Origin of the sequence: Sorangium sp. So ce362, assembly GCF_051519845.1 — a bacterium.
Classification (GTDB): Bacteria; Myxococcota_A; Polyangia; order Polyangiales; family Polyangiaceae; genus Sorangium.
Window position 1 is genome coordinate 7,568,712 of sequence record NZ_CP150332.1, and the last position, 21,313, is coordinate 7,590,024.

Consider the following 21,313-nt stretch of genomic DNA (forward strand, 5'->3'; position numbering starts at 1 on the left):
GGGATCCCGCGGTTTTCCGGGGGTTTGCCCGACGTATACCAAGGGCGGCGGCGGGCCCGATCACCGCGCATCATGGGAGGGAGGCGGCGGACGGTGGCAGCGCGGAGCACACATCGTGCCCTATCGGGCGCCGACCTCGATCCGGAATCGCTCATTGCACCCGGCGCCCGAGACCACCACGTGACCTCCCTCCACCGTCACGCTGGCCTCGCTCACTGCCGGCCAGCGCAGCGCCACCAGCGCTCGGCCGGTACGCGCGTCGTAGAACGTCTGCTCGCGGTGGCTCACGCCGTCGCGGCAGCGCTGCTCTTCGTTGGGCTCCCCGTCGAAGACCGCGCCGGCGCCGTCAAAGAACCCCTCGACAACGAGGAGCTCCCCCCTGGTCGAGCCGCTCACGGTGCGGAGCCCGTGGCAGCGCGCGGGCCAGCCCCCCGAGCGACCGCCGTTCGCGACCAAGAACCCCCCTGGCCGGCGGGGGAAGACGACATGGTTGTGGAGGTAGATATACGTCGCGTACTCGCGAGGGAAGATCCACGGCGGATCGCCGGCGCACGGGCCGTCGCTCGCGCGCTTGCCCTCGGGTCCGCACAGGTGCGCTCTCGCCGCGGCCTCGGTCGCCGCCTCGCCGAGCTCCTCCCCGCTGGGGCCGACCCGCTCGCGGAGCTCGGTCCAGCTCTTCGCGATGACCGCGCTCTCGAGGCCGGTCTTGCGGATCTCCACGGCGCACGTCGACCTGCCGGCGAGCTTGCCGCGCGTCGCCGGCGAGGGCCTGAGCGCGTGCGCGTTCGCGTAGGCGACCCGGGCCGCCTCGGCGTCGCCGGCGTTGTCGCGCAGGAGCCCGAGGTTGAACCAGATCTGGGAACGGAGCTCGGGGTCGCCCGCCCCCGCCAGCGCCGCGGAGAAATCGCCCTCCGCCGCGTCGCCGTGGCCGGCGCCGAGGTGCGCGAAGCCCCGCTCCGCGAGCGCCCGCGCGTCGCTCGGATCCGCAGCGAGCGCCTCGGTGAACGCCTGGACAGCCGCGCCGAAGTCCCGCTTCTTTGTCGCCAGCCGGCCCCTCGCCAGGGCCGCATCGTGCGCGGCGAGGGCCTGCTTCTCCTTCTCGGTGAGCGGGCGCGGCGATGCTCCGCCGCGCGCGGGCAGGGCCGGCGACGCTGGCGGGGCACCGCTGCTGGCGGACGAGGCGACGGCGGCCGAGCTCGCCGCGGCCGGCGGCGAGCTCTCGGCGACAGGCGGCGCACGCTCGGCGGCCGGCCTCTGCGGCTCGTCACGGCACCCCGCGACGGCGCACGCCGCCGCGAGCGCGAGGCCGAGCGCGAGACGCCCTCCCTGGGTCGTCGATCTGCTGGTGTTCCTCATGGTGCCGGCGCAGGCGTCGCGCTGCTCAAGCCTCTGGCCCGCTCGCGCTGCCGCTCTTCACGACGGCACTCGCGGCTCGCGTGGGGCTCTGGAGGTCGTCGAGCACCGGGCTCGCCCGCTCCGCGGCCTTGCGGATCTCCTCCAGCGCGCCGTCGAAGCTGCCCTGTCCCGCCTGCGGGTTCGCGGCGACATGGGCCTTCGTGGCTCGGGACGTGTCGATATCGAGCGCGCAGCAGCTGCCGCTGATGTCCATGGTCATGGTGTGCATCCTCTCGCGTCTAGGTCGACAGGGCGCCGGCGCGCTCCGCGGCCGCCTCGGCGGAGCGCACGGCGGCGTCGATCCCGGAGCCGTGGAACGCCGAGCCGGCGAGGAGCACGCCGCTGCCGGCGAGCGCCTGCTCGGTCTCCCGGACCCGCGCCGCGTGGGCGGGCGTGGAGACCGGGAGCGCGCTCGACCAGCGCGAGACCCACGCGCGCTCGGAGGGCCCGCGCACGCGCAGCACGCGCGCGAGCGAGGCCTCGGCGCGGGCCGCCCATGCGCCGTCGTTCATCTGCTCGAGATCCGCCGGCTCGGGGCGGAAGAAGAGGCGAAGCGCGACATGGCCGGCGGGGGCGCGATCGGCGAACTTCGAGGTCGTGAACGTGCACGCGCGGAAGCCGTGCGCCTGGTGCCCCGCGGCGACGACGAAGCCGGTCCCGTCGAGCGGGTGCTCGATCGCGGCGCGCGGGTAGGCCAGCGACACGGTCACGCTGGAGAGCGTCTCGGCGTCGCGGAGCGCCCGCGCCGGCTCGCCGAGCAGCGCGGCCGCGCCGGCGGCGTGGGTCGCGAGCACCACGACGTCGGCGTCGATCTCGGCCCCGCCGGCGAGCGCGAGCCGGAGGCCGCCGGCCGCCCGCTCGAGCGAGACGGCCGCCGCGGAGGTGCGCACGTCGACGCGCCCGTCGCTCGCGAGCGCGCGCGCGAGCGTCTCGGTCAGCTGCGCCATCCCCAGGCGAAAGGTCCGGATCCCCTTGCCGAGCTCGTCGCGCGGCACCTGGAAGCCGAGGAACGCCGCCGCCTCGCCCGGCGCGAGCTCCCGCAGCGCAGCGCCGTCGAAGCCGAACGACCTGTGCGTCTCCTGACCGACGAGATCGCCGGCGATGCCGAGCGCGTCCGCCAGCGCGGGGACCGCCTCGCTCCGCGCGATGAACCCCTCGGCGCCGTGCTCCACCACGAAGCCAGAGGTCCGCTCGGTCCAGAGCTGCCCGCCGATCCGCGGCGCCGCCTCGACGAGCGTCACCCGGTCGCCCGCCGCCGCTCGCCTGAACGCGACGATGCACCCGGCCAGACCGCCTCCGACGATGGCGATGCGTCGCATCGCACCCCTATACCACGACGCGGCGCCACGAGAGGCACGCTCGGCCGCGACCCCATGGAGGTCTATTGGACCCGATCGCGCTCTTCAGGGCCGAAGTTCGCCGGCGCCTCAGCCGAGCTGCGACAGGAACTTCCTGAGCTGCTGCGCCTCCACCATCGTCATCACCGGGACGAGCCAGGCCTCGAGCGAGGTGGTGTCGCGAAACGCCTTTCGGCTCGAGTTGTGCGCGTCCCGGATGAGCCGCTCGACCTGGAGACCCAGGATCGCGTTCGCCACCGGCAGCAGGTAGACCGTCCGATGCACCGTCGCGTTCTGGACGCGCATCATCTCCAGGAACTTCTCGGCGCTCTCGGGCGCGAGCACGTCGACCTGGAGCAGCTCGATGCACACCACAGCCCCGTGCCGGTTCTGGGTCACGATGCCCTGGATCCTGGCGATGCACGCGTCGACCTCACCAGCCGGGAGCGGTGAGGCGAGCCTCACCTCGATGAGACGACCGGCTCTGTTGTCAACGGAGTACATGAGCGAAATTAAACGTACCGTAGACGTCCGAGCCAGAGCGCGTCAATGAACGGCGAATTCGTGCGGTTCGGCCCCGTACGCGCGCCCACGCCAATGACGCTTTGTCTGCGGCCGCCTCCATAGGACAAAACCGCCCGAGACGGCGCTCACGCGTCGGACGAGAAGATCACCTTCCCGGGGCGCGCCTCTTCCTCGGAGGCCGCCTCCCGCTCGGCCTCGATGGCCTTCGCCTCGGTCTCCAGATCGGGAAACCGGTACCGGATCCCCTCGCCCGCCTCGAGATCCACGTCGCCCCCGAGCGCGACCACCTCGCGGGTGATCTCCTCCGAGCGCGGCGCCTCCCCCGCCGCGTCCTGCCAGGCCCGCTGGAGCACGGCCTCCGTGATCGGCTCCCGGCCCTGCCTGGCGCCGATGCGGGTGAGGATCGCTCGCAGCACCGCCCGCCGGGCGTTCCGCCGGGCGAGCCGCCGCCGCTTCAGCGGGCGCAAGAGCGCGCGGCCGAGCGGCAGCGCGAAGAGGGCGAGCGAGAAGACGAGCGGCACCACCCCGAGGGCCACCGCCGTCCCCGTGGCGGGCAGCTCCGCCATCGGCACCCCGCGGACCAGGAGCCCGAGGTTGTCCAGGGTAAGGTTCGCCCCGAGGGCGTAGAGGCTCATCAGCAGGTTGAACCCGTTGAGCGCCACGATGATCGTGTTCGCCCCCGGGCCGTTCCCGGTGAGCGGCGGCAGCTCCTCGCGCTTCGCCCAGACGGGCGACGGCGACCGCGACGGCGCCTCGGCCGCCGTCCGCCGGATCGCCTCGAACCGGTAGACGATCCCCCCCTCCTCCGAGACGTCGACCGTGCCGTCGTAGTCGAGCATCAGCCGCGCCATCAGCGGGTCCGCCTCATCGCGCGACAGCCCCGTCACGCGCATCACATCGGCGAGCCCGATCCGGCCCCGCTGCGCGCGGATCTCGGCCAGGATGAGCTTCTCGTTCTCCAGCGGATCGGGCGGCGCCGGCGTCGGACCGAAGAAGAACCGGTTCACCTTCTCGTAGAACGGCGTCTCGTCCCGGCGCTGCCCGAACGCCCCGCGGCGGCCGTGCGACGAGGACCACGGCGGATCGGCCGTCCACACGAACGGCGAGAACGGGTGGAACGTCCAGAAGATCGCGTCGAAGACCATCCGGAAGAGGAAGTAACCCGCGAACGATCCGGAGAAGCTGCCGTGATCGCGCGAGTCGCTGCTCGAGCGGGCGAACATCTGGGCGAGCAGGATCCCGACGAAGATCACGACGTACGCGATCAGGACGATCGCGATCCACGCGCGCACGACGAAGCGGGCCACGCCGGCGGCGCCGCGGAGGACGGCCCCGAGCGCGCGCTCGAGCCGCGTGCGGGTCTCCCACGGCTTGGTGAAGCCGTGCGGGAAGCGGAAGAGCAGCTCGCCTTCGGACGTCGCCTTGAGGTGCCCGCGGTACTCGCTGACGAGCAGGTGCAGGCCGCTCTCGGCGTCGCGCAGCGGCAGGCCGCTCCTGGCCGAGGCGTCGGCGAGCGTCAGATCGCCGGTGTGCCCGCGCAGGGCGGACTCCAGGATGCCGGCGGCGCGGCGGGCCTCCATCAGCTTTGGAGATTTCAGCGTCAACGGTCGCTCGCCCTCGTTCCGCGGCAGCGCAGCCGCCCTCGCTCGCGGCACCGCCGCGACCGCTGGCACGGCGTCGCCGCGCTCGTTTCCGGAGGCACAACTTCCCCCGTGCTGACCTACATGGTGACGCACAGGGTTCCGCGCAAAGGTCGCGGCGATTTTTTTCGCGCGCCAGCCGCCCGCGTTCGCGGCGGCTCCCGTCGCGCCAGCCGCCCGCGTTCGCGGCGGCTCCCGTCGCGTCAGCCGCCCGCGGCCGCGGCGGACGGGGGCGGGTGCGATCTCGGCGTGGCGTCGACCATCCGCACATCGAGGCCGAGGGCGTCGCGCAGCATCCCCGCCTTCGCGACGACCGTCCACTCCTCGAGCGCTCGATCCTCCGCGCCCTGCACCCCGAGCACCAGCGTGTCGCCCTCGATGCGGCCGCTCACGTCCACGACCTTGGCCCGATGCTCGCGATCGAGCGCGTCGGCGATGCGGAGGATCGACGCCATCGTCTTGACCTTGGCGCGCGCGTCGCGCGAGAGCGCGCGGAAGTTGTCGTGGTCCATGCTGGGCGGCGACTTCCTGTGGTAGCGCGCGATGTTCGCGACGATCGCGCGCTCCTCCGGGGTCAGGCCCATGAGGTCGCTGTGGGCGATGATGTAATAGCTGTGCTTGTGGTGCCCCTCGTAGCGAACGAAGTCGCCGATGTCGTGGAGCAAGGCCGCCGCGCGCAGGAGGATCCGGTCGCGCTGACCGAGGCGGTGGCGCGGCGCGAGATCGTCGAAGAGCCGCTCGGCGAGGCGGGCCACGAGCGCGCCGTGCTGCTCGTCGAAGTGGTAGCGGCGGCCGAGCCGGGTGCAGGCGTCGCTGACGGCGGCGGCCTCACCGCGGAAGTCGGGCCCGAGGAAGTGCGTGTGGGCGAGGTCGACGAGCACGCCCTCCTTCAGCCCGACGCCGGGCGCGACGATGAGCGGCTGCGCGAACGTCCGGACGATGCGCGTCAGGATCGTCGCGGCGGGGACGATGGTGTCGGCGCGGTCCGGGCGCAGGCCGTAGATCTGCGCGCGCTCCTCGGGCGTCTTCGACACCAGGTCGTCGAGCAGGCGGAACATCGCGGCCACGTCGATCGCCCGCCCCTCCACGGGCGCGCCCGACACGGGGCAGAGGTCCGCGAGCGTCTCGATGTTGCCGCCCGTACCGACGAGCAGATCGACCCCCGAGCCCTCGCCGAGCAGCTCCACGATCTCGCGCGTGGCGTCGGCCATGACGCGGTCGATGTATTCCTCGAGGAGCCGCCGGTGCCCCGCGTCGACGGGGCGGCGATCCTCGAGGAAGGTCTCGACCATCCGCACCGTCCCGACGGGGAGCGAGCGCGAGAAGACCGCCCCCCGGCCGCGCAGCAGCGTGAGCTCGGTGGAGCCACCGCCGATGTCGACAAGCAGCGCGGTCCGCTCGCCGAGTGGGACGCGCTCGCAGACGGCGAGCTGGACGAGGCGCGCCTCCTCGACGCCCTCGATGACCTCGACGTGGACGCCAGCCTCGCGCGCGGCGCGCTCGACGAAGAGGTCGCCGTTCTGGGCCTCGCGCGCGGCGCTCGTCGCCACGGCGCGGTAGCGGTCGACCTTGGCCGCATCCATCGCCGTACGGAAGCGCCGGAGCGCCTCGCAGGCGGCGCCGATCACCCCCGACTCGAGCCGGCCCTTCGTGAACACGTCGTGCCCGAGGCGCACGGGCGCGCGATCCCCGTGGACGTCGCGGAACGGGTGGAAGCGCGGTGCGTCATGCGCCCCGGCCGAGCCCCCGGCGAGCGCCGGCTCCCGGCCGGCGCCGAACGCCCCGAGCGCCGGAGGATCGACGTCGACGATGCGCAGCCGGATGGCGTTGGATCCGATGTCGATCGCAGCGAGCCGCGCCATGTCGGGAGAAGTAGCGAAGCTCCGGGCTGTTGGCTACTCTCATGCCGCTCATGTGGAGGAAGCTTCAACGCAGGTCGGGGGCCCACCAGCTCGGTCCCCTTCAGCATCGGTCTTCAGAGCGCGCGCTCGCGCCCGGGTCTGCCCGCGGCGCGCCCCGTCTCCTCGGCGGTGCGCGCGAGGCGGCGCGCGCCGCGCTCGGGATCGCGGCCACAGCGCTCGCGCTCGCCGGCTGCGGCGGCGGCGAGGCGCGCGCGCCGAACCCGCTGCGCTCCCTCGACGAGCGCCGGGCGATCGAGGTGATCCGCCGGGCGATGGCGCAGGAGGGCGCGAAGCCGGTGCTCGGGCGCCAGATCGATCTCGTGAGCGGGGCCAAGGTCCGCATCGACGTCGGCGTGCAGAGCCGCTCGTACGGCGTCGTCTACGTGACCGAGGAGGACGCCCAGGCGCTCGGCGCCGCGATCCCGCCGCCGAACGGCCGGGACGAGAAGCTGCGCATCGTCCGCGGCGGGCCGGACGGGGCCATCCGCATCGTGCTCCTCTACCAGCAGAACTACCTCTACGACGATCTCGTCGGCGAGTCGCACGAGCGCACGACGATCACGGCCGAGCGCGAGCTGACGCGCGACGTGCAGGACTTCATCACGTACGCGCGGACGCAGAAGTTCCAGTGAGCGCGCGCGAGCAAGACGAGGGCGCGCGCCGACCCGCGCGCCGCCGGGGACAGCCGACAGCGACCGAGGGCCGCGCGCGCCGCGCGCTCGGCGGCGGGGGGTTGCTCCTCGTGGCCGGGCTCGCGCTGGTCGGCGTCGGGCCGTCCGACGCCGGCATGGCGCTCACGGTGCTCGCGCTCGTCGTGCTCATCTACGGCATCCACTGCTTCGGCCGGCTGGGGCCGGAGCGCGACGAGCGGGCGCGGCTTCCGTCGCGTTGAGGCTTGCGGCGCGCGGCGCCTTCGAGCATATCCGCCGCCATGTATCGCCCTACGCGCCAGCACCAGCACCTCACCCTCAAAGTCACCCAGAAGCAGGAGAGGAGCGCCCAGAGCTCCCGCAAGCCCGGCCGCAAGACAAAGCGCTGGAACAAGTTCCTCGCGCAGTACGCGCCGCTCGTCGCTGGCGCCGAGACGGCCGCCCCCGCCGAGAGCTGAGCTCCGACGCTGGCCGACGGCGCCCCCTCGGCGCCCCGCCCTCTCGATTTCCGTCCTTTTATTACATTCTTACAACGCCATGACCGACGGGCGCGAGCCGCGTCCGCTCCGGGCGACGGCCGCGCCGTGTTCGTTCCAGGGGACGACCGCGCCGTCTTTGCTCCGGGCGATGGCCGCGCGGCCCCTGCGCCACGCCGCGACCGCGCCGCCCTCCCTGTGCTTCCTGCATTTTTCGTGATGGCGTCGCGCTCCTGTCGCCACGCAGCCAAGAGACCCCCCCCTCTCCGCGTCTGACTCGCGATCGCCAGGCGGCCTGTCATCCACTCCGCGCGAGACAGGCGCGCCGGCGCAGCGCGCGCGTCGTGTGCGACGCGCGAAGGGACCACTCCATCTCTCGCGCAAGGAAGGATCCATGGCCGATCGACCTCCGTCCCGCCCTGCCCGCGCGGCCGCGTTGCTCTGGTGCTCCCTCGTCGTGGGCGGGACATCGCTCATCTCGGGGTGCCTGAGCCGCCCCATCGCCCATCAAGATACCCGCACGACTGGCACCGTCGTCGAGCGGCTCCCGCAGCGCGTCGACAAGATCGATCTCCTCCTGACCATCGACAACTCGGCGTCCATGAAGGACAAGCAGGACATCCTCGCGCTGGCCGTGCCCGACCTCGTGAGGCGCCTTGTCGACCCCCGGTGCGTCAATCCGCTGAAGCCCACGGAATCATCCCCGCCGATGAACGGCAGCTGCCCGAGCGGCACGGAGCGCGAGTTCGAGCCCGTCCTCGACATCCACATCGGGATCATCAGCACGAGCCTCGGCGACCACGGCGCGGAGGGCCCGTGCAAGACGGAGGGGAACCACTTCTCCAACGACGACAAGGGGCACCTCATCGCCAGGAGCGACACGGACAACGACAACGAACCGCCGACCTATCAAGACAAGGGCTTCCTCGCCTGGGACCCGGAGCAGAAGCTGACCCCAGCGGGCGAGTCCATCCTCGACGACGGCCAGGGCGGCGGCCTCGTGCCGACGCTGACGAACATGGTCAGAGGCGTGGGCGACGTCGGGTGCGGCTACGAGTCGCAGCTGGAGAGCTGGTACCGGTTCCTCGCGGATCCAGCGCCCCACGATAGGCTCGTGGTGGTGAAGGACAACGCGGTGCGGGAAGGGCTGGACACCACGTTGCTGGAGCAGCGCAAGGCGTTCCTCCGGCCGGACTCGCTCCTCGCGATCATCATGCTGTCGGACGAGAACGACTGTTCCATCCGCGAGGGCGGGACGGCCTTCTGGGTAGCGAGGTCGAGCCGGATGCCCCGGCCGCGCAAGGAGTGCGAGACGAGCGGCCCGGATGACCCGTGCTGCAGGTCGTGCGCGTCGGAGAGGGGCGAGTGCCCGGTCGATGAGACCTGCACCGAAGGGGACAGGATCGCGGCGCTCGACGAGGAGCGGGACCCGATCAACCTGCGCTGCTTCGACCAGAAGCGGCGGTTCGGGGCCAACCTGCTCTATCCGATCGACCGCTACACGAAGGCGCTCACGGAGGCGCAGATCGCGGATCACGAGGGCGATCTCGTCGACAACCCGATCTTCTCGGATCTCGACCCGACCGACGAGAACAGCACGGTTCGGCCGCCGGAGCTCGTGTTCTTCGCGGGCCTCGTGGGCGTGCCCTGGCAGGACATCGCGCGCCGGAACGACGCGGGCCAGCCCGATCTCCGGGAAGGCAAGGATGGGGACGGCAATCCGATCGGCGGCTTCAAGAGCGCCGAGGAGCTGAGCGCCCCGAACGCCGGGTTCGCGAGCACCTGGGACATCATCCTCGGCGATCCCGGGGCGCGCCGCCCTCCCGCGGACCCCCACATGGTCGAGTCTCCGGTCCCCCGCGAGGGCGAGAACCCGATCACCGGGACGCGGATCGCTGGCCCGGACTCGCCGGACAACGCAAACGAGATCAACGGCCATGAGTGGAATCCCAGGACGGGATTCGGCGACCTCCAGTTCGCCTGCACCTTCCCGCTGCTCGCGCCCACGCAAGGCGGAGACTGCGCGAACGGCGGGGCAGACCGGAATAGCCCTCTGTGCGAGGACAACCCGGACGGCACCGACAGCGAGCTCCAGATCTACGCGAAGGCCTATCCGGGCCTGCGGCAGCTCGAGCTCATCCGGGACCTCGGGGAACAGGGCATCGTCGGCTCGGTGTGCCCGGCGCAGCTCAAGGACTCGGGGCCGGGCGACTCCGACTTCGGCTATCGGCCGGCGATCGGCGCGATCGTCGATCGCCTGAAGACGAGGCTCGGCGGGCAGTGCCTGCCCCGCGCCCTCCAGCCGAACGGGGCCGGACAGGTCAGCTGCCTGGTCCTGGAGGCGCGGAGCGTGCCCGACGGGCAGTGCCGCTGCGACGCGCTCGCGGCGCGGCGGAAGGTGCCCTCGGAGAACCTCGCCGCGGAGCGGATGGTGCTCGACGATCCGGTCGCGGCGGCGAACGGCTGGAACTGCGTCTGCGAGGTCGAGCAGCTCAGCGCCCCGGACGAGCTCAAGGCTTGCCAGGACACGATTCCGCCGGCGCCGGTCGAGGTCGGAGGCGAGAAGGTGCACGGGTGGTGCTATGTCGACCCGCGGCTCGGCCTCGGCAAGGACGAGGTCGTCGCCAAGTGCCCGTCCACCGAGCGCCGGCAGGTCCGGTTCACCGGCGACGGTGAAGCCCGCGACGGCGCGACGCAGTTCGTCCTCTGCTCCGGCGACACCGCCGACCAGTAGCGCGGCGTGGACCCGCAGCGCGACGGCGTTCACTCCGGCACCCATGCCGGCGCATCCCGCCGATCCGGGCGTGCCAGGAATGGCGAGAGCGGCTGGCGTCGAGGCTAGTTGCCGGCCGTGTGGGCAATCGCGAAGATGAGGTTCCGCTCGAGCCGGATCCCCTGCGGCGTGCGCCACGCTTCGAGCTCCCTCGCCAGCCGCTCGCGCACCTCGCGCTTCTCCTCGGCGCTCAGGTGCGAGAGGTGATTGCCGAACGAGCTCGAGCCGCTGTGCCTCAAGATCTCATCGATGTCGGCGGCGTGGTCGACGAAGGTGCGGATCTCCAGCGTGTCCACGATGAACCCGGCGCGCTGGAGCAGCGCCCGGGCCTCGTCGACCGTCAGCTTGTACGGGAGAGTGCCCTGCGCCTCTTTCCCGAGCTCGGCGAGCACCTTGCGCTGGATCGGCTCGAGCTGGTGCGGCTTCTCCCGCGATCCGGTGCTGAACCCGAGCTTGCCGCCGGGCTTCAGCACGCGCGCCGCCTCGGAGATGGCGCGCTGCTTCTGGGCCTCGTTCAGCCAGTGAAGGACGCTGTTCAGGTACACGACGTCGAAGCTGCTCGAGGCGAAGGCGGAGAGATCCTCGGCGCGCCCGACCGCGGTCGTGAGGTTCGCGCGGGTCTTCTGCCGGGCGATGTCGACGCGGAGCGGGAGGGGATCGATGGCCACCACGCTGCCCTCGGCGCCGACGCTCTCGGCCACGTGCGCGGCGAGTCGGCCGGTGCCCGCCCCCACATCGAGCACGCGCTGGCCGCGCCGCACGCCCAGCGCTTCGATGAGGAGCTTGCCGTGGTTGAACTGCCGGTCGCTGCCGCGCTCGTAGGCCTGGGCGAGCTCCGGGGTATCGAGAGAGAGGCTGATCGTGCTCATGCGGGCCGCCTGAGCAGGGGGCGTGCCGACGCCCGGTGCGGCGTGGCCAGCCGCGGGCGCGACGAGCCACGCCGGCGCCCCCCCCCGCGAGCGAGCCGCGGCCCGCGATCGCCGCTGCTCGTGGATCAGCAGCGCTGCTGCTCGGCTGCTGGGCGCCGCGCAGCTCGGCTGCTGGGCGCCGAGCAGCTCGGACAGCGCGCTTCCAGGAGCGGCCGGGGGCGGGCCACCCCGGAGCCGGCGGGCAGCGGCACAGGGCGTGCAATCCACGTGAGCTCGAGCAGCCTGCGCGTCCGCGCGCCCGGAGCCCCCGGCGGGCGACGCATGCCCGCCGGCGCAGGACCTGCGAGATCTCTCGTGTAGAAGGAATGATTCAGATGGAGAAGAGACGGCTCGGATCGCTCGACGTGTCGGTCGTGGGCCTCGGGTGCAACAACTTCGGCGGTCGCATCGACGAGCAGCGGACGGCGGCGGTGGTCGACGCGGCGCTCGACGCGGGCATCAACTTCTTCGACACGGCCGACATCTACGGCGGTACGCGCAGCGAGGAGCTGCTCGGCCGGGCGCTCGGCGGCCGGCGCGGCCAGGCGATCATCGCGACAAAGTTCGGCCTCCCGCTCGACGGCGAGCGCGAGGGCGGCGCGAAGCCGGCGTACATCCAGCGCGCCGTGGAGGCCAGCCTGCGGCGGCTGGGCACCGACTGGATCGACCTCTACCAGATCCACCGCCCGGACCCCGAGACGCCGATCGGCGACACCCTGGAGGCGCTCGACGCGCTGGTCCGCGCCGGCAAGGTGCGCGAGATCGGCAACTCGAACTTCTCGGCCTCCCAGCTGCGCGACGCCGAGGAGGCCACCCGCCCGGGAGCGGCGCGCTTCGTGAGCGTCCAGAACGAGTACAGCCTGCTCCAGCGCGAGCCCGAGCGGGAGGTGCTGGCGGAGAGCGAGCGCCTCGGGCTCGCCTTCCTGCCGTACTTCCCGCTCGCGAGCGGGCTGCTCTCCGGGAAGTACCTCCCCGACCGCCCCGCCCCCGCCGGCGCCCGGCTCTCGGCGCCCGACGGCGGGCTGACCGCCCGCTTCCTGACCGAGCAGAACCGAAGCGCCGCCGCGGCGCTCGCCGCCTTCGCGTCGTCCCGGGGCCACACGCTGCTCCAGCTCGCCTTCTCGTGGCTCGCCGGCCGGCCGGCAGTCGCCTCCGTGATCGCCGGCGCGACGTCGCCGGAGCAGGTGCGCGCCAACACCGCGGCCGTGGGCTGGCGGCTGACCGCCGACGACCTTCAGCAGCTCGATCGCCTCGCGCCACGCTGAAGAGGGGCCGGCAGCCCTGAAGCGCCGCGCCCCCGCCGCCTGGCGTGAGGCTACGACGCCTTGACGCCCTGAGCGCTCGGGTTCCCCGGCCCCTCGAGGTACTCGTCGTACGTCCCGTTGTACAGCTGCGGCCCCCGGGGCGACAGCTCGAGCACGCGGGTGCCGAGCTTGCCCACGAAGTGCCGGTCGTGGCTCGTGACGATGACCGTCCCCTTGTACTCGATGAGCGCCTGGAGGAGCGCGTCGATGCTCTCCACGTCGAGGTGGTTCGTCGGCTCGTCGAGCACCACGATGTTGTTCTTCACCAGGATGAGCTTCGCGAGGAACAGGCGCGCCGCCTCGCCGCCGGAGAGGTTCTCCGTCTTCTTGAGCCCGGCCTCGCCGCTGAACAGCAGCTTGCCGAGCACCGAGCGGACGTGCTCCTTGGGCGCGCTCGGGTCGAAGCGGTACAGCCACTCGTAGGCCGTGAAGCCCGGCTCGATCGCCTCGTGGTGATCCTGCGCGAAGTAGCCCACGTTCGTGTCGTGGCCCCACGTGACCTTCCCGGCGTCGGGCGTGAGCTCGCCGACGAGGAGCTTGAGCAGCGTCGACTTACCGATGCCGCTCGGCCCGATCACGGCGAGCTTGTCGCCGCGGTTCAGGTTGAAATCGAGCTTCTGGATGACGTGCAGGTCGCCGAAGCTCTTGGCGAGGCCCTCGACGCGCAGCACGTCGCGGCCGGAGGGCTTCTCGATCTCGAACTTGATGTACGGCCGGACGACGCTCGTGCGCCGCACCTGGATGCCCGCCTCGAGCTTCTCGATCTCCTTCACGCGCGACTGCGCCTGGCTCGACCGGCTCGCGCTCGCGCCGAAGCGGGCCACGAAGTCCTTGAGCTCGGCGATCTTCTTCTTCTTCTGCGCGGCGTCGGCGTCCGACTGGCGCTTGCCCGTCGTCTTCTGCTCGATGAAGTCGTCGTAGTCGCCCGTGTAGAGCGTGACCGTCTGGTAGTCGACGTCGGCGACGTGCGTCGCGATCGCGTTCATGAAGTGCCGGTCGTGGCTGACGACGAGCAGCGTGCCGCGGAAGGTGTCGGTGAGGTACGCCTCGAGCCAGCGGATCGAGTCGAGGTCGAGGTGGTTCGTCGGCTCGTCGAGGAGCAGGACGTCGGCGCCGGCGAAGAGCGTCTGGGCGATGAGGACGCGGAGCTTGTACCCGCCCGCGAGCGTGCTCACCGTGCTCGTGTGCCGGGCGGTCGCGATCCCGAGCCCCTCGAGGATCTCGGCGGCGCGCGCCTCGGCGGTGTAGCCGTCCTCCTCGCCGATCGTCCCCTCGAGCTCGGCCAGCCGCATGCCGACCTCGTCGGTCATCTCGCCCTCGTACAGCCGGTCGCGCTCGTGCATCGCCTCCCAGAGGGCCCGGTTCCCCATCAGGACCGTGTCGAGGATGCGGTGGGACTCGTAGGCGAAATGGTCCTGCTTGAGCACCCCGACCCGGAGCTGCTTCGGGATCTCGACGGCGCCCTGATCCGACTCCTCCTCGCCGGAGATGACCTTGAGGAGCGTCGATTTCCCCGCTCCGTTCGCGCCGACGAGCACGTAGCGCTTGCCGGGGTCGAAGCGCATCGACACGTTCTCGAAGAGAATTTTGGGACCGTACCGCTTGGTGAGCTTTTCGAGCGTGATCATCTCAGCGGCGCGGGGGATAGCACGTGGGCGCCTGCGCTTCCGGTGAATTCCGGCGGAAGCGCGCCCGCGCCAGCGGGCCACGACGAACGTGGCGCGCCCGCCGGCCGCGCCCGCTCCAGCCGCGGCGCCTGCCGGGGGCTCCCGGTGAGCTCCTGCAGGAGCTCCCGGTGGCTGACGCCCACCCCGGCCAGGCGCCGCTGCAACGTCCGCGCGCTCCTCCCGGAGCTCTCGCCGACGTGCACAAGGCTGGGGTCGCCCGCATCGAGCGCCGGGGCGTGCCGGAAGCCCGGCGCGAGCTCATCGTCGTGCGAGGCCGTGCCGCGGAGCAGCAGACGGGAGAGCGCCGCCTGGCCGATCTCGATCGGCTCGGCGTGGACACGTCGGCCCTGAGGTCCTCGGCCGAGTCGTCCCTCCGGATGTGGGGGCGCGCCCAGGGCCCGCTCCCCCGCCGGTCGCCGCTGCGAGGCCCTTGCTCACGCGCGTGCGTCTTCGCACGTCGCGTGCAGCACTAGCGTTGGGCTCACTCGGACCATTGCGGATTCCAGACGACCTCCCAGAGATGACCATCTGGGTCCTGGAAGTAACCGGAGTAGCCGCCCCAGAAGGTGTCGTGCGCGGCCTTGATGAGGACGGCTCCCGCTGCTCTCGCCTTTGCCATGACAGCGTCGACCTCCGCTTTCGATGTGACGTTATGGCCCAGCGTCATCTCGGTCGGGCTAGCACGACCTGCGGAGAGGCCCGTGTCATGCGCGATGCTCGTGCGAGGCCACAAAGCCAGACGCAAGCCAGGCTGAAGCTGGATGAACACAACAGCGCCGTGTTCAAATTCTTTGCCAACAATGCCTTCGGTCTGGAAGCCGAGACCCTCCCTGTAGAAACGCAGCGACACGTCGAGATCGTCGACGCCGATGGTGATGACTGTGATTCGTGGCTTCATGTTCTCTTCATTTCGTCGTCCTAACGCGGCCCCTCCGCGCGCCTGACGAAGGCGCTCATCAACGCGGCGCATTCGGCCGGATGGGTCTCGAGCAGGAAATGCGGGCCGTCGAGGATGTGCGCCTCCATGCGCGGGAGCGCCTTCATCCAGGAGAGGGTCTCCTCGAGGTCGAAGAAGGTATCGTGCCGCCCCCATAGCATCAGCGCCGGGGGCTGCCAGCGAGCGAGATAATTGGCAATTTCCACGAACCGCGCGAAATGGCTGCGATAGTCCAGCACCAGCGCACGCTGCGTCTCGAGCCGGCCGGGGAGCGACATGATCCGCCAGTCCTCCTCCCATCGGGGATCGATGCGCTCGGCGATGTCCCGGGGAACGCCGCCCACATATTGGTCGCGCGTCCCCTCGAAGGTCAGGTGTGCGGTCGCCTCGGCTTCCCGCTCCGGCGTGGGATCGTCCCAGTAGGCTCTGGTCGCCGACCATTGCGGCCCCATCCCGCTCTCATGGGCATTGGCATTCTGGACGATGAGGCTGCGTATCCTGCTCGGCGCGCGCGTGGCGAGATGAAGCGCTACCGCCGCTCCATGATCGTGGAGGTAGAGGTGGAAGGACCCAGCTCCGAGCCGCGCGAGCAGTCCGTCGATCATGTCCGCGAAACGCGAAAATGAGGGCCGCTCAACCGGCTCGGAGCCTCCGAACCCCGGAAGGTCCGGGGCGATCACGAAGCAGTCCCGCGCGAGGGCGCCGATCACGTTCCGGAACGATTCCGAGGAGCTTGGAAAACCGTGGATCAGGAGAAGCGCCGGCTTCTCCCGATCGCCCGCCAGGCGGACCGCCATTTCGGCACCTTCGATCTCAAACCTCACCAGCTCCGGCTTTCTCATCGCACCTGGTTCCTTCCATGCCTTCAAGCGCCTGACGAGCCTCCCCGCCGAGCTGGACTGTGGCGCGCCCCTCGGCCGTCAGCCCTTGGACGGATCGGAGCCAGCTCCATCGCGAGTCGGTGACCTCCTCTTCGGGCACGATCATGTGGAACGAGGCTTGTTCGGCGGCTGATTCGAGCCAGATGGAAGGCGCCGTTCACGCGGCGCGCTTCGCGCCTTTGCCATGAGCGCTCCGTCCCGACGTTCGCCGCGGCGGCGGCTTCCCACGCGAATGAGGCGGAAGCGCGATCAGCACCTCGGCCGGGATCTGCATCGATACGTGGAGCTTTCGGATCATCGGGAGCGTGAGCGCCCGTTCGCGGCCCAAGACCTCCGAGACGCGTCCCCTGGAGCCGATCAACCGCTCAAGCTCCTTGCGAGTCCACCCGAGCTGCTCGTCGCGTCAATCTCGTCGTATTCGGCATGCGTGCCGAGTCCAGAACTCAACGAGAGTGCTGCGGCTGAAGACCACTCACGGAGTGGAAGGCATATCATGCTCCCGCGGTGGGAGCAAGCCCTTCGAGTGCAGCCTCCGGTGGCGGCTGAACCACGCTCTCCGCGGTCGCCCGCGGAACGCACTGGTGCTCCCCCGTCGGGTGCAACGCCGGGTTCGGCGGCCCATTGCGACGCTACGGGGCCCGCCTGCCACGCCGAGCGCCGGCCGTCGCGGCGAGCTCGGCGTAGGACGGGCGGTCTGCCGGTCCGTCGTCGAGCACATACCGGCGGGTCGTCGGAAACCTGCCTCGCTGGGCCCCGCGCGAGAAATCGTCCGCCATGTCTAAAGGAACGCGGGGGCGGTGCGGAATAGGGTTATCGACGAGGCGACGTGACCATGAAATCAGTGGTCTTCAACGCTCGCGTCCTCGCGGTCATGCTTTCAATACAAGGGCAACAGCCATGCGAAAACTGTCATTTCCTTCATCTGCGTGCTTGCTCCTCGTCCTCTCCGGCTGCGTGACCGAGGGCGTCGAGCCCACGACGGCAGCTCCCGACGATCCGATCGTCGCGAGCGGAGCGCCCGCGACGGAGATCGTCGCGAGCGGAGCGTTCGCGACGGACGCCGATCGTGAGCGCTTCGAGGCGGAGGTTCTCCCTTCGGCGCGAGCGTTCCTCTCCTACTGGGCCGAGGTGGGGCTGGCCGTACCCCATGAACCCGCGCGCCTCTTCATCTCTCCGCCTCCCGGCATGAAGGCGTCAGAGGCTCTCCCGGAGCTCTACGGCGAGAGCATCTTCGATGACCTGCGGGCCCTCGAGGTCGATGTCGCGAACGCCGCCTCGAACCGAGCGGCGCTCGATCTGATCGACGCGTTCACGTGCGCGCATCCGCCGCTCGATCGCGGATTCCTCGAGGATGCCGAAAAATACGTGGATGATCCCGACATCCGCCCGGCCGACTTCGCGGAGGCCCTCCGGGAGTACCACGACGAGCGGATGGCGCCCGACGCAACGTTCTCGTTTCACGCCGACAACGGCGAGTTCGAGCTGCCGGCGAGGAGGAATTGCTCCTACGTCCTGCTGGGGCACGCCACGGAGCCCGCGCGCGCGCATCCTTACCTCGAGCGAGACGTCGTCAATCACGAGCTCGGCCATGCGCTCCACTATGGCCTCTGGATGGCCTCCGGCCCGCTCGGCGAGCGGCTCAGCGCCAGCGCGAACGAGGCCATCGCGGACATCCTGGCGCACGTGTTCGACGGTGACGCCTGCCACGGCAAGGTGCTGGACGAGCGCGGGGCGCCGGTCGGGTGCCGCCGGAGGATGGACGTCTACGAGTCGTCGGTCTCGGACGCGGTCTGGGAGCGGGGCCGCGGCGATCACGAGACAGGCCAAGCGCTCCGGCAGCTCGTCTGGACCCTTCGTGGAGAGGTGACGGCCGACGCTCTCAGAGCGGCTATTCGCGATGGTGTCGCCGCGGTTCAAGTCGCTCTGAACGAGATCGATGAGGAGCCGCTCTCCAATGTACCGGTGTTCGATGACGAGATCCTGGCGATGCGCTACCGCTTCGTGCGCGAGTATGAGGCGACGAGCGTCTTCTTCAACGCCGTATGCGGGAGCCTCGGCCATGCGCCGCGCGCCTGTGACGAGCACCAGGAGCGCCTCGGGGATCCACGCCTCGCGATGCGCGAAGCGTGGCTGGCGAACGCGCCGACCGCGATCGGGCCCAGGGGCGTCACGCTCACGGACGGCCGCCGTGTGGCGTTCGAGATCGAGGGGGCGCTCATCCGAAATATGACGGTCACGCTGGCCGATGGCGAAGGCGAGGTTTATCCGGGGGACCCCGATCTGGGGATCCCCGAAGAGGAGAGAGAGCCATCGAGCGGGCGCGTCACCCTGTGGTTCTCGGCTCCGGGCTCCGCGTCGCCAGGAGCGCAGGTCGGGTGGACCTCCGACGGGGCGCTGACGGCGCGGTGAGGGGCTACCCGATCGGCCGCGCAGGCTCGACGCGGTGTTGATTTGCGAACCCCTGAAGCCGTGGGGCTCGCTCCTGTCGCCGCTCGAAGCGGCGCAGGTCCGGCGCTGGGCGCGCGCGGACGAGCGGCGAGTGAAGGCGGCCCCTCGATGCCTGGATGCGTGTCGAGGCAGAGAGCTCGCGGCCGCGCTGTGAGCGGCTGGGTCCTGCGCTTCGCGACGCACACGGCGAAGCCGGCGATCTGCGCGCGCGAGGAGGCGCAAGAGGCCGCGATCGGAGCGCTATTGCAGCTGCACCGTATACGACGAGCTCCCGCCGAGGCCGGTGATCTGAATGAGCTGGACGACGTAATCGCCGGGCTCGCCGAAGAGCGACGACAGGTCGTTGTCGCCTCCCGTCAGATCGGTCTCGGCCGGAAGCTCTCCGTCAGGCGCGTCGCGTCGGGCCACCACGGCGAGTCCCCAGGCCGTCTGATCGAGCGTGACGTGGAGGGAGGTCGAGGCGTCCGCGCTGACCAAGAACCAGTCCTCGTCCGCGTTCGTGGTCAGCTCCCACGCGCCCTGCAGGGTCTGTCCAGCGCCGAGCACGGTCGCCGTCTCCACCGAGGCGCCATGGTCGTCCGCGTAGATGAAGAGATTGCGGTCGATCTCGTCGGAGGTGGGCAAGATCGGGGAGGAGACCAGCTGTTCTCCCAGCGAAGCCCGCAGGATGTACGTCCCCGCCACGCTCGGCCTCACCGAGACTCCCCGGTCCGAGGACTTCGCCAGCAGGCTTCCCTCGTCGTCGAGGAGCTCGATATTTACGCTTCCGCCGAAGGAGTAGAGCGCGCCCGCCTGCAGCTCGACGGCGAACATGTCCACGTCGCCGGGCGGCTCGAGGCGGGCCGTCCGCTCGCCGAGGTCGACCGCGCTGGCCGACTGAGGGAGACCGCCGTGGTCGTCCTCCACGTGACACAGCGGCCGTGACGGGTCGTCTGCATGGCCCTCGCAGGCGCGAAAGTCCCGAAGGAGCCCCAGATAGAGGGAGAGCCAGCGAGAGAAGACCTCGCGGTTCTGCTCGCTCATGCCCGACTGCTCGACGGCGCCCTGCATCAGCTCGGCCTTGCTCAGCGTCACGTCGATTTCGCTGAACAGGGGGGCGCTCTGGTTGCGCCGCAGCCAGTCTGCGAAGGCATCCCGGTTCTGCTCGATCGTCCGACCCTCGTTGGCCACGTAGTCCGGCCGAAAGACGCCGACCAGGTCGAAGTCGTAGGGAGCACGTAAGTACTCGTTGCGCTCGGGATCGACCAGCATGATGGTATTCTTGTTCCCGACCCAGTCGTACTGAACCACGAAGTTGTTCAGAAGATGCAGCAGCAAGAGCGAGTGCTGGTTCTCCGAGGGCGGCGCCTGGTCGACCGCGTTCAGGTCTTCTGCTTCTACCATGCCGCAGCGCTCGGCCATCTCGTCCTCGGGCTCGCGCACGAAGGCGAGGTGGGTCTCCTCGGTGTCGGTCTGCGTGTCGTGGTAGGTGAGCCGCACGAGCCGTGTTTTCAGCGAAGGTACCCGCAGCTGGTCGAGCACCTGATAAACCGCGTGTTCCATGAGCACGCGCTGCTCGTACGCCTCCATGGAGTCCGCCTTGAGCGCGGGAGGCAAGCCTTCTGTGTCGCCGCAATGTGTGGCGAACTTCACGGATTTGCCGAGGTGCTCGAAGACGTTGTCCTTCTGCTTCTCCGGAAACTTGAGCGAGAACGGACGGAACCCGCACAGGAAGCGCGAATGCCCGCGAGCGATGATCGTCGCGGCGCTCGTCGTTGCGCCGCCGTCCATCTCGATCACGGCCGCCGAGCTGGATTCTTCCTTCGTGGGCGCGGTGTTCAGCTTGGTGAAGTCGGCGGAAATCCGCATGTCCAGCACCTCACGGCTCTTGAACATGGGAGACGTCGAATCGCCGCAGATGAACGGCCGCGAGCCCAGGGGCTTCACGGGGTCCACGGGGTCCACGGGGTCCACGGGGTCCACGGGGTCCACGGGGTCCACGGGGTCCACGGGGTCCACGGGGTCCACGTCGTGCTCGTCGGGCGAAACACCGTCGGGCGAGGCATTGGAGGACCCGCCAGTACACGCTCCGCACAAGGCGAGCGTTGCGACCATGGGCAGGAATGTTCGTCTCATGTGAAGCTCCTTTGGATAGCCGACGGCGCGAGGGGGCGCTGGAAAGTGGGTCAGTTCACGAACCGCCGCATGGCAGCAGGCCGTCGTCGGAGCCGTCTCCGGCTCCGGAGGAGACGCCCCTATCGCTCCCTCGGCCGAGAGGGGCGCTCTCGTTCATGCACCCGGCGTGGGAGAGCGCCGAGGTCGCCGGGGGCAGGGTGGGCAGCGAGCGCGGCCAACCAGGGCCGCAAAGCTCGGCTCGCCGAGCCGCGGTGGCGAACGTGCGCATGATGCTCCCTGGATGCCGCCGGGCTCGCCGATCCTTCATCCAATCGCATGCGCTCGCGTCGTTTTTTCGCGGTGCGGCGGATGTGATC

At 70.6% G+C, this 21,313-nt stretch carries 18 protein-coding genes; 7 read left to right on the plus strand and 11 right to left on the minus strand.

The genetic code is table 11. The features are described 5' to 3' along the window. Positions 1 to 120: 120 nt before the first annotated feature. The 6 genes from WMF17_RS28775 to WMF17_RS28800 all read right to left on the minus strand — a co-directional run bounded on the left by WMF17_RS28775 (position 121) and on the right by WMF17_RS28800 (position 6,759). Positions 121 to 1,356 (minus strand): tetratricopeptide repeat protein, encoded by a 1,236-nt coding sequence (locus tag WMF17_RS28775; protein WP_437596366.1) that lies wholly within the window; start codon positions 1,354 to 1,356, stop codon positions 121 to 123. 25 nt (positions 1,357 to 1,381) lie between these two features. Further along, a complete protein-coding gene (locus tag WMF17_RS28780) occupies positions 1,382 to 1,615 on the minus strand; it encodes a hypothetical protein (RefSeq protein WP_437596367.1) in 234 nt (77 codons plus the stop codon). Positions 1,616 to 1,634: 19 nt separating this feature from the next. After that, positions 1,635 to 2,714 carry a protoporphyrinogen/coproporphyrinogen oxidase gene (locus tag WMF17_RS28785; RefSeq protein WP_437596368.1) on the minus strand — a complete coding sequence of 360 codons (1,080 nt, stop codon included), beginning with the start codon at positions 2,712 to 2,714 and terminating at the stop codon, positions 1,635 to 1,637. Positions 2,715 to 2,822: 108 nt separating this feature from the next. After that, entirely contained in the window at positions 2,823 to 3,236 is a 414-nt protein-coding gene (locus tag WMF17_RS28790) for a hypothetical protein (protein ID WP_437477975.1), read from the minus strand. A 146-nt stretch (positions 3,237 to 3,382) separates the two neighbouring features. Beyond that, the gene (locus tag WMF17_RS28795; protein WP_437644247.1) at positions 3,383 to 4,861 is read right to left on the minus strand and encodes a hypothetical protein; all 1,479 of its coding nucleotides are present in this window, start codon (positions 4,859 to 4,861) and stop codon (positions 3,383 to 3,385) included. A 239-nt stretch (positions 4,862 to 5,100) separates the two neighbouring features. Further along, positions 5,101 to 6,759: a Ppx/GppA phosphatase family protein gene (locus tag WMF17_RS28800; protein ID WP_437596370.1), complete on the minus strand. Its 1,659-nt coding sequence runs from the start codon at positions 6,757 to 6,759 to the stop codon at positions 5,101 to 5,103. A 50-nt stretch (positions 6,760 to 6,809) separates the two neighbouring features. On the opposite strand from WMF17_RS28800, the gene WMF17_RS28805 reads away from it, so the two are divergent. From WMF17_RS28805 to WMF17_RS28820, 4 genes are all read left to right on the plus strand, one after another. Beyond that, positions 6,810 to 7,430 carry a hypothetical protein gene (locus WMF17_RS28805; protein WP_437596371.1) on the plus strand — a complete coding sequence of 207 codons (621 nt, stop codon included), beginning with the start codon at positions 6,810 to 6,812 and terminating at the stop codon, positions 7,428 to 7,430. After that, complete coding sequence (locus WMF17_RS28810; RefSeq protein ID WP_437596372.1) at positions 7,427 to 7,690, plus strand: hypothetical protein; 264 nt, start codon at positions 7,427 to 7,429, stop codon at positions 7,688 to 7,690. Before WMF17_RS28805 ends, WMF17_RS28810 begins: the two co-directional genes overlap by 4 nt. Before the next feature lie 39 nt (positions 7,691 to 7,729). Next, positions 7,730 to 7,906: a hypothetical protein gene (locus WMF17_RS28815; protein WP_437596373.1), complete on the plus strand. Its 177-nt coding sequence runs from the start codon at positions 7,730 to 7,732 to the stop codon at positions 7,904 to 7,906. 412 nt (positions 7,907 to 8,318) lie between these two features. Further along, on the plus strand, positions 8,319 to 10,658 hold the full coding sequence (locus WMF17_RS28820) for a hypothetical protein (protein ID WP_437644248.1): 2,340 nt from the start codon (positions 8,319 to 8,321) through the stop codon (positions 10,656 to 10,658). A 104-nt stretch (positions 10,659 to 10,762) separates the two neighbouring features. Here WMF17_RS28820 and WMF17_RS28825 read toward each other — a convergent pair whose 3' ends face one another. After that, positions 10,763 to 11,566, minus strand: coding sequence for a class I SAM-dependent methyltransferase (locus WMF17_RS28825; protein WP_437644249.1), 804 nt, complete (start codon positions 11,564 to 11,566; stop codon positions 10,763 to 10,765). Between the two features lie 374 nt (positions 11,567 to 11,940). On the opposite strand from WMF17_RS28825, the gene WMF17_RS28830 reads away from it, so the two are divergent. Continuing rightward, positions 11,941 to 12,870, plus strand: a complete 930-nt coding sequence (locus WMF17_RS28830) for an aldo/keto reductase (RefSeq protein ID WP_437644250.1) — start codon at positions 11,941 to 11,943, stop codon at positions 12,868 to 12,870. 50 nt (positions 12,871 to 12,920) lie between these two features. On the opposite strand, the gene WMF17_RS28835 is transcribed toward WMF17_RS28830, so the two are convergent. Further along, the gene (locus WMF17_RS28835; RefSeq protein WP_437596377.1) at positions 12,921 to 14,537 is read right to left on the minus strand and encodes an ABC-F family ATP-binding cassette domain-containing protein; all 1,617 of its coding nucleotides are present in this window, start codon (positions 14,535 to 14,537) and stop codon (positions 12,921 to 12,923) included. A gap of 167 nt (positions 14,538 to 14,704) precedes the next feature. Between WMF17_RS28835 and WMF17_RS28840 the strand changes: the two genes are divergently transcribed. Next, complete coding sequence (locus WMF17_RS28840) at positions 14,705 to 15,049, plus strand: hypothetical protein (RefSeq protein WP_437644251.1); 345 nt, start codon at positions 14,705 to 14,707, stop codon at positions 15,047 to 15,049. Between the two features lie 8 nt (positions 15,050 to 15,057). Here WMF17_RS28840 and WMF17_RS28845 read toward each other — a convergent pair whose 3' ends face one another. Both WMF17_RS28845 and WMF17_RS28850 read right to left on the minus strand, forming a co-directional pair. After that, the gene (locus WMF17_RS28845; protein WP_437596378.1) at positions 15,058 to 15,474 is read right to left on the minus strand and encodes a VOC family protein; all 417 of its coding nucleotides are present in this window, start codon (positions 15,472 to 15,474) and stop codon (positions 15,058 to 15,060) included. A 20-nt stretch (positions 15,475 to 15,494) separates the two neighbouring features. Further along, positions 15,495 to 16,355, minus strand: coding sequence for an alpha/beta fold hydrolase (locus WMF17_RS28850; RefSeq protein WP_437644252.1), 861 nt, complete (start codon positions 16,353 to 16,355; stop codon positions 15,495 to 15,497). A gap of 936 nt (positions 16,356 to 17,291) precedes the next feature. Between WMF17_RS28850 and WMF17_RS28855 the strand changes: the two genes are divergently transcribed. Then, positions 17,292 to 18,803: a hypothetical protein gene (locus WMF17_RS28855; RefSeq protein ID WP_437644253.1), complete on the plus strand. Its 1,512-nt coding sequence runs from the start codon at positions 17,292 to 17,294 to the stop codon at positions 18,801 to 18,803. 279 nt (positions 18,804 to 19,082) lie between these two features. Here the strand turns inward: WMF17_RS28855 and WMF17_RS28860 are convergent, their stop codons facing one another. Further along, positions 19,083 to 20,957 carry a hypothetical protein gene (locus tag WMF17_RS28860; RefSeq protein ID WP_437644254.1) on the minus strand — a complete coding sequence of 625 codons (1,875 nt, stop codon included), beginning with the start codon at positions 20,955 to 20,957 and terminating at the stop codon, positions 19,083 to 19,085. Positions 20,958 to 21,313 lie beyond the last annotated feature (356 nt).

Coding starts and splice junctions, on each gene's coding strand:
- WMF17_RS28775 (WP_437596366.1), bottom strand. CDS start 1,356: ATGAGGAACACCAGCAGATCGACGACCCAGGGAGGGCGTCTCGCGCTC.
- WMF17_RS28780 (WP_437596367.1), bottom strand. CDS start 1,615: ATGACCATGGACATCAGCGGCAGCTGCTGCGCGCTCGATATCGACACG.
- WMF17_RS28785 (WP_437596368.1), bottom strand. CDS start 2,714: ATGCGACGCATCGCCATCGTCGGAGGCGGTCTGGCCGGGTGCATCGTC.
- WMF17_RS28790 (WP_437477975.1), bottom strand. CDS start 3,236: ATGTACTCCGTTGACAACAGAGCCGGTCGTCTCATCGAGGTGAGGCTC.
- WMF17_RS28800 (WP_437596370.1), bottom strand. CDS start 6,759: ATGGCGCGGCTCGCTGCGATCGACATCGGATCCAACGCCATCCGGCTG.
- WMF17_RS28805 (WP_437596371.1), top strand. CDS start 6,810: ATGTGGAGGAAGCTTCAACGCAGGTCGGGGGCCCACCAGCTCGGTCCC.
- WMF17_RS28815 (WP_437596373.1), top strand. CDS start 7,730: ATGTATCGCCCTACGCGCCAGCACCAGCACCTCACCCTCAAAGTCACC.
- WMF17_RS28820 (WP_437644248.1), top strand. CDS start 8,319: ATGGCCGATCGACCTCCGTCCCGCCCTGCCCGCGCGGCCGCGTTGCTC.
- WMF17_RS28825 (WP_437644249.1), bottom strand. CDS start 11,566: ATGAGCACGATCAGCCTCTCTCTCGATACCCCGGAGCTCGCCCAGGCC.
- WMF17_RS28830 (WP_437644250.1), top strand. CDS start 11,941: ATGGAGAAGAGACGGCTCGGATCGCTCGACGTGTCGGTCGTGGGCCTC.
- WMF17_RS28835 (WP_437596377.1), bottom strand. CDS start 14,537: ATGATCACGCTCGAAAAGCTCACCAAGCGGTACGGTCCCAAAATTCTC.
- WMF17_RS28845 (WP_437596378.1), bottom strand. CDS start 15,474: ATGAAGCCACGAATCACAGTCATCACCATCGGCGTCGACGATCTCGAC.
- WMF17_RS28850 (WP_437644252.1), bottom strand. CDS start 16,355: ATGAGAAAGCCGGAGCTGGTGAGGTTTGAGATCGAAGGTGCCGAAATG.
- WMF17_RS28855 (WP_437644253.1), top strand. CDS start 17,292: ATGCGAAAACTGTCATTTCCTTCATCTGCGTGCTTGCTCCTCGTCCTC.
- WMF17_RS28860 (WP_437644254.1), bottom strand. CDS start 20,957: ATGAGACGAACATTCCTGCCCATGGTCGCAACGCTCGCCTTGTGCGGA.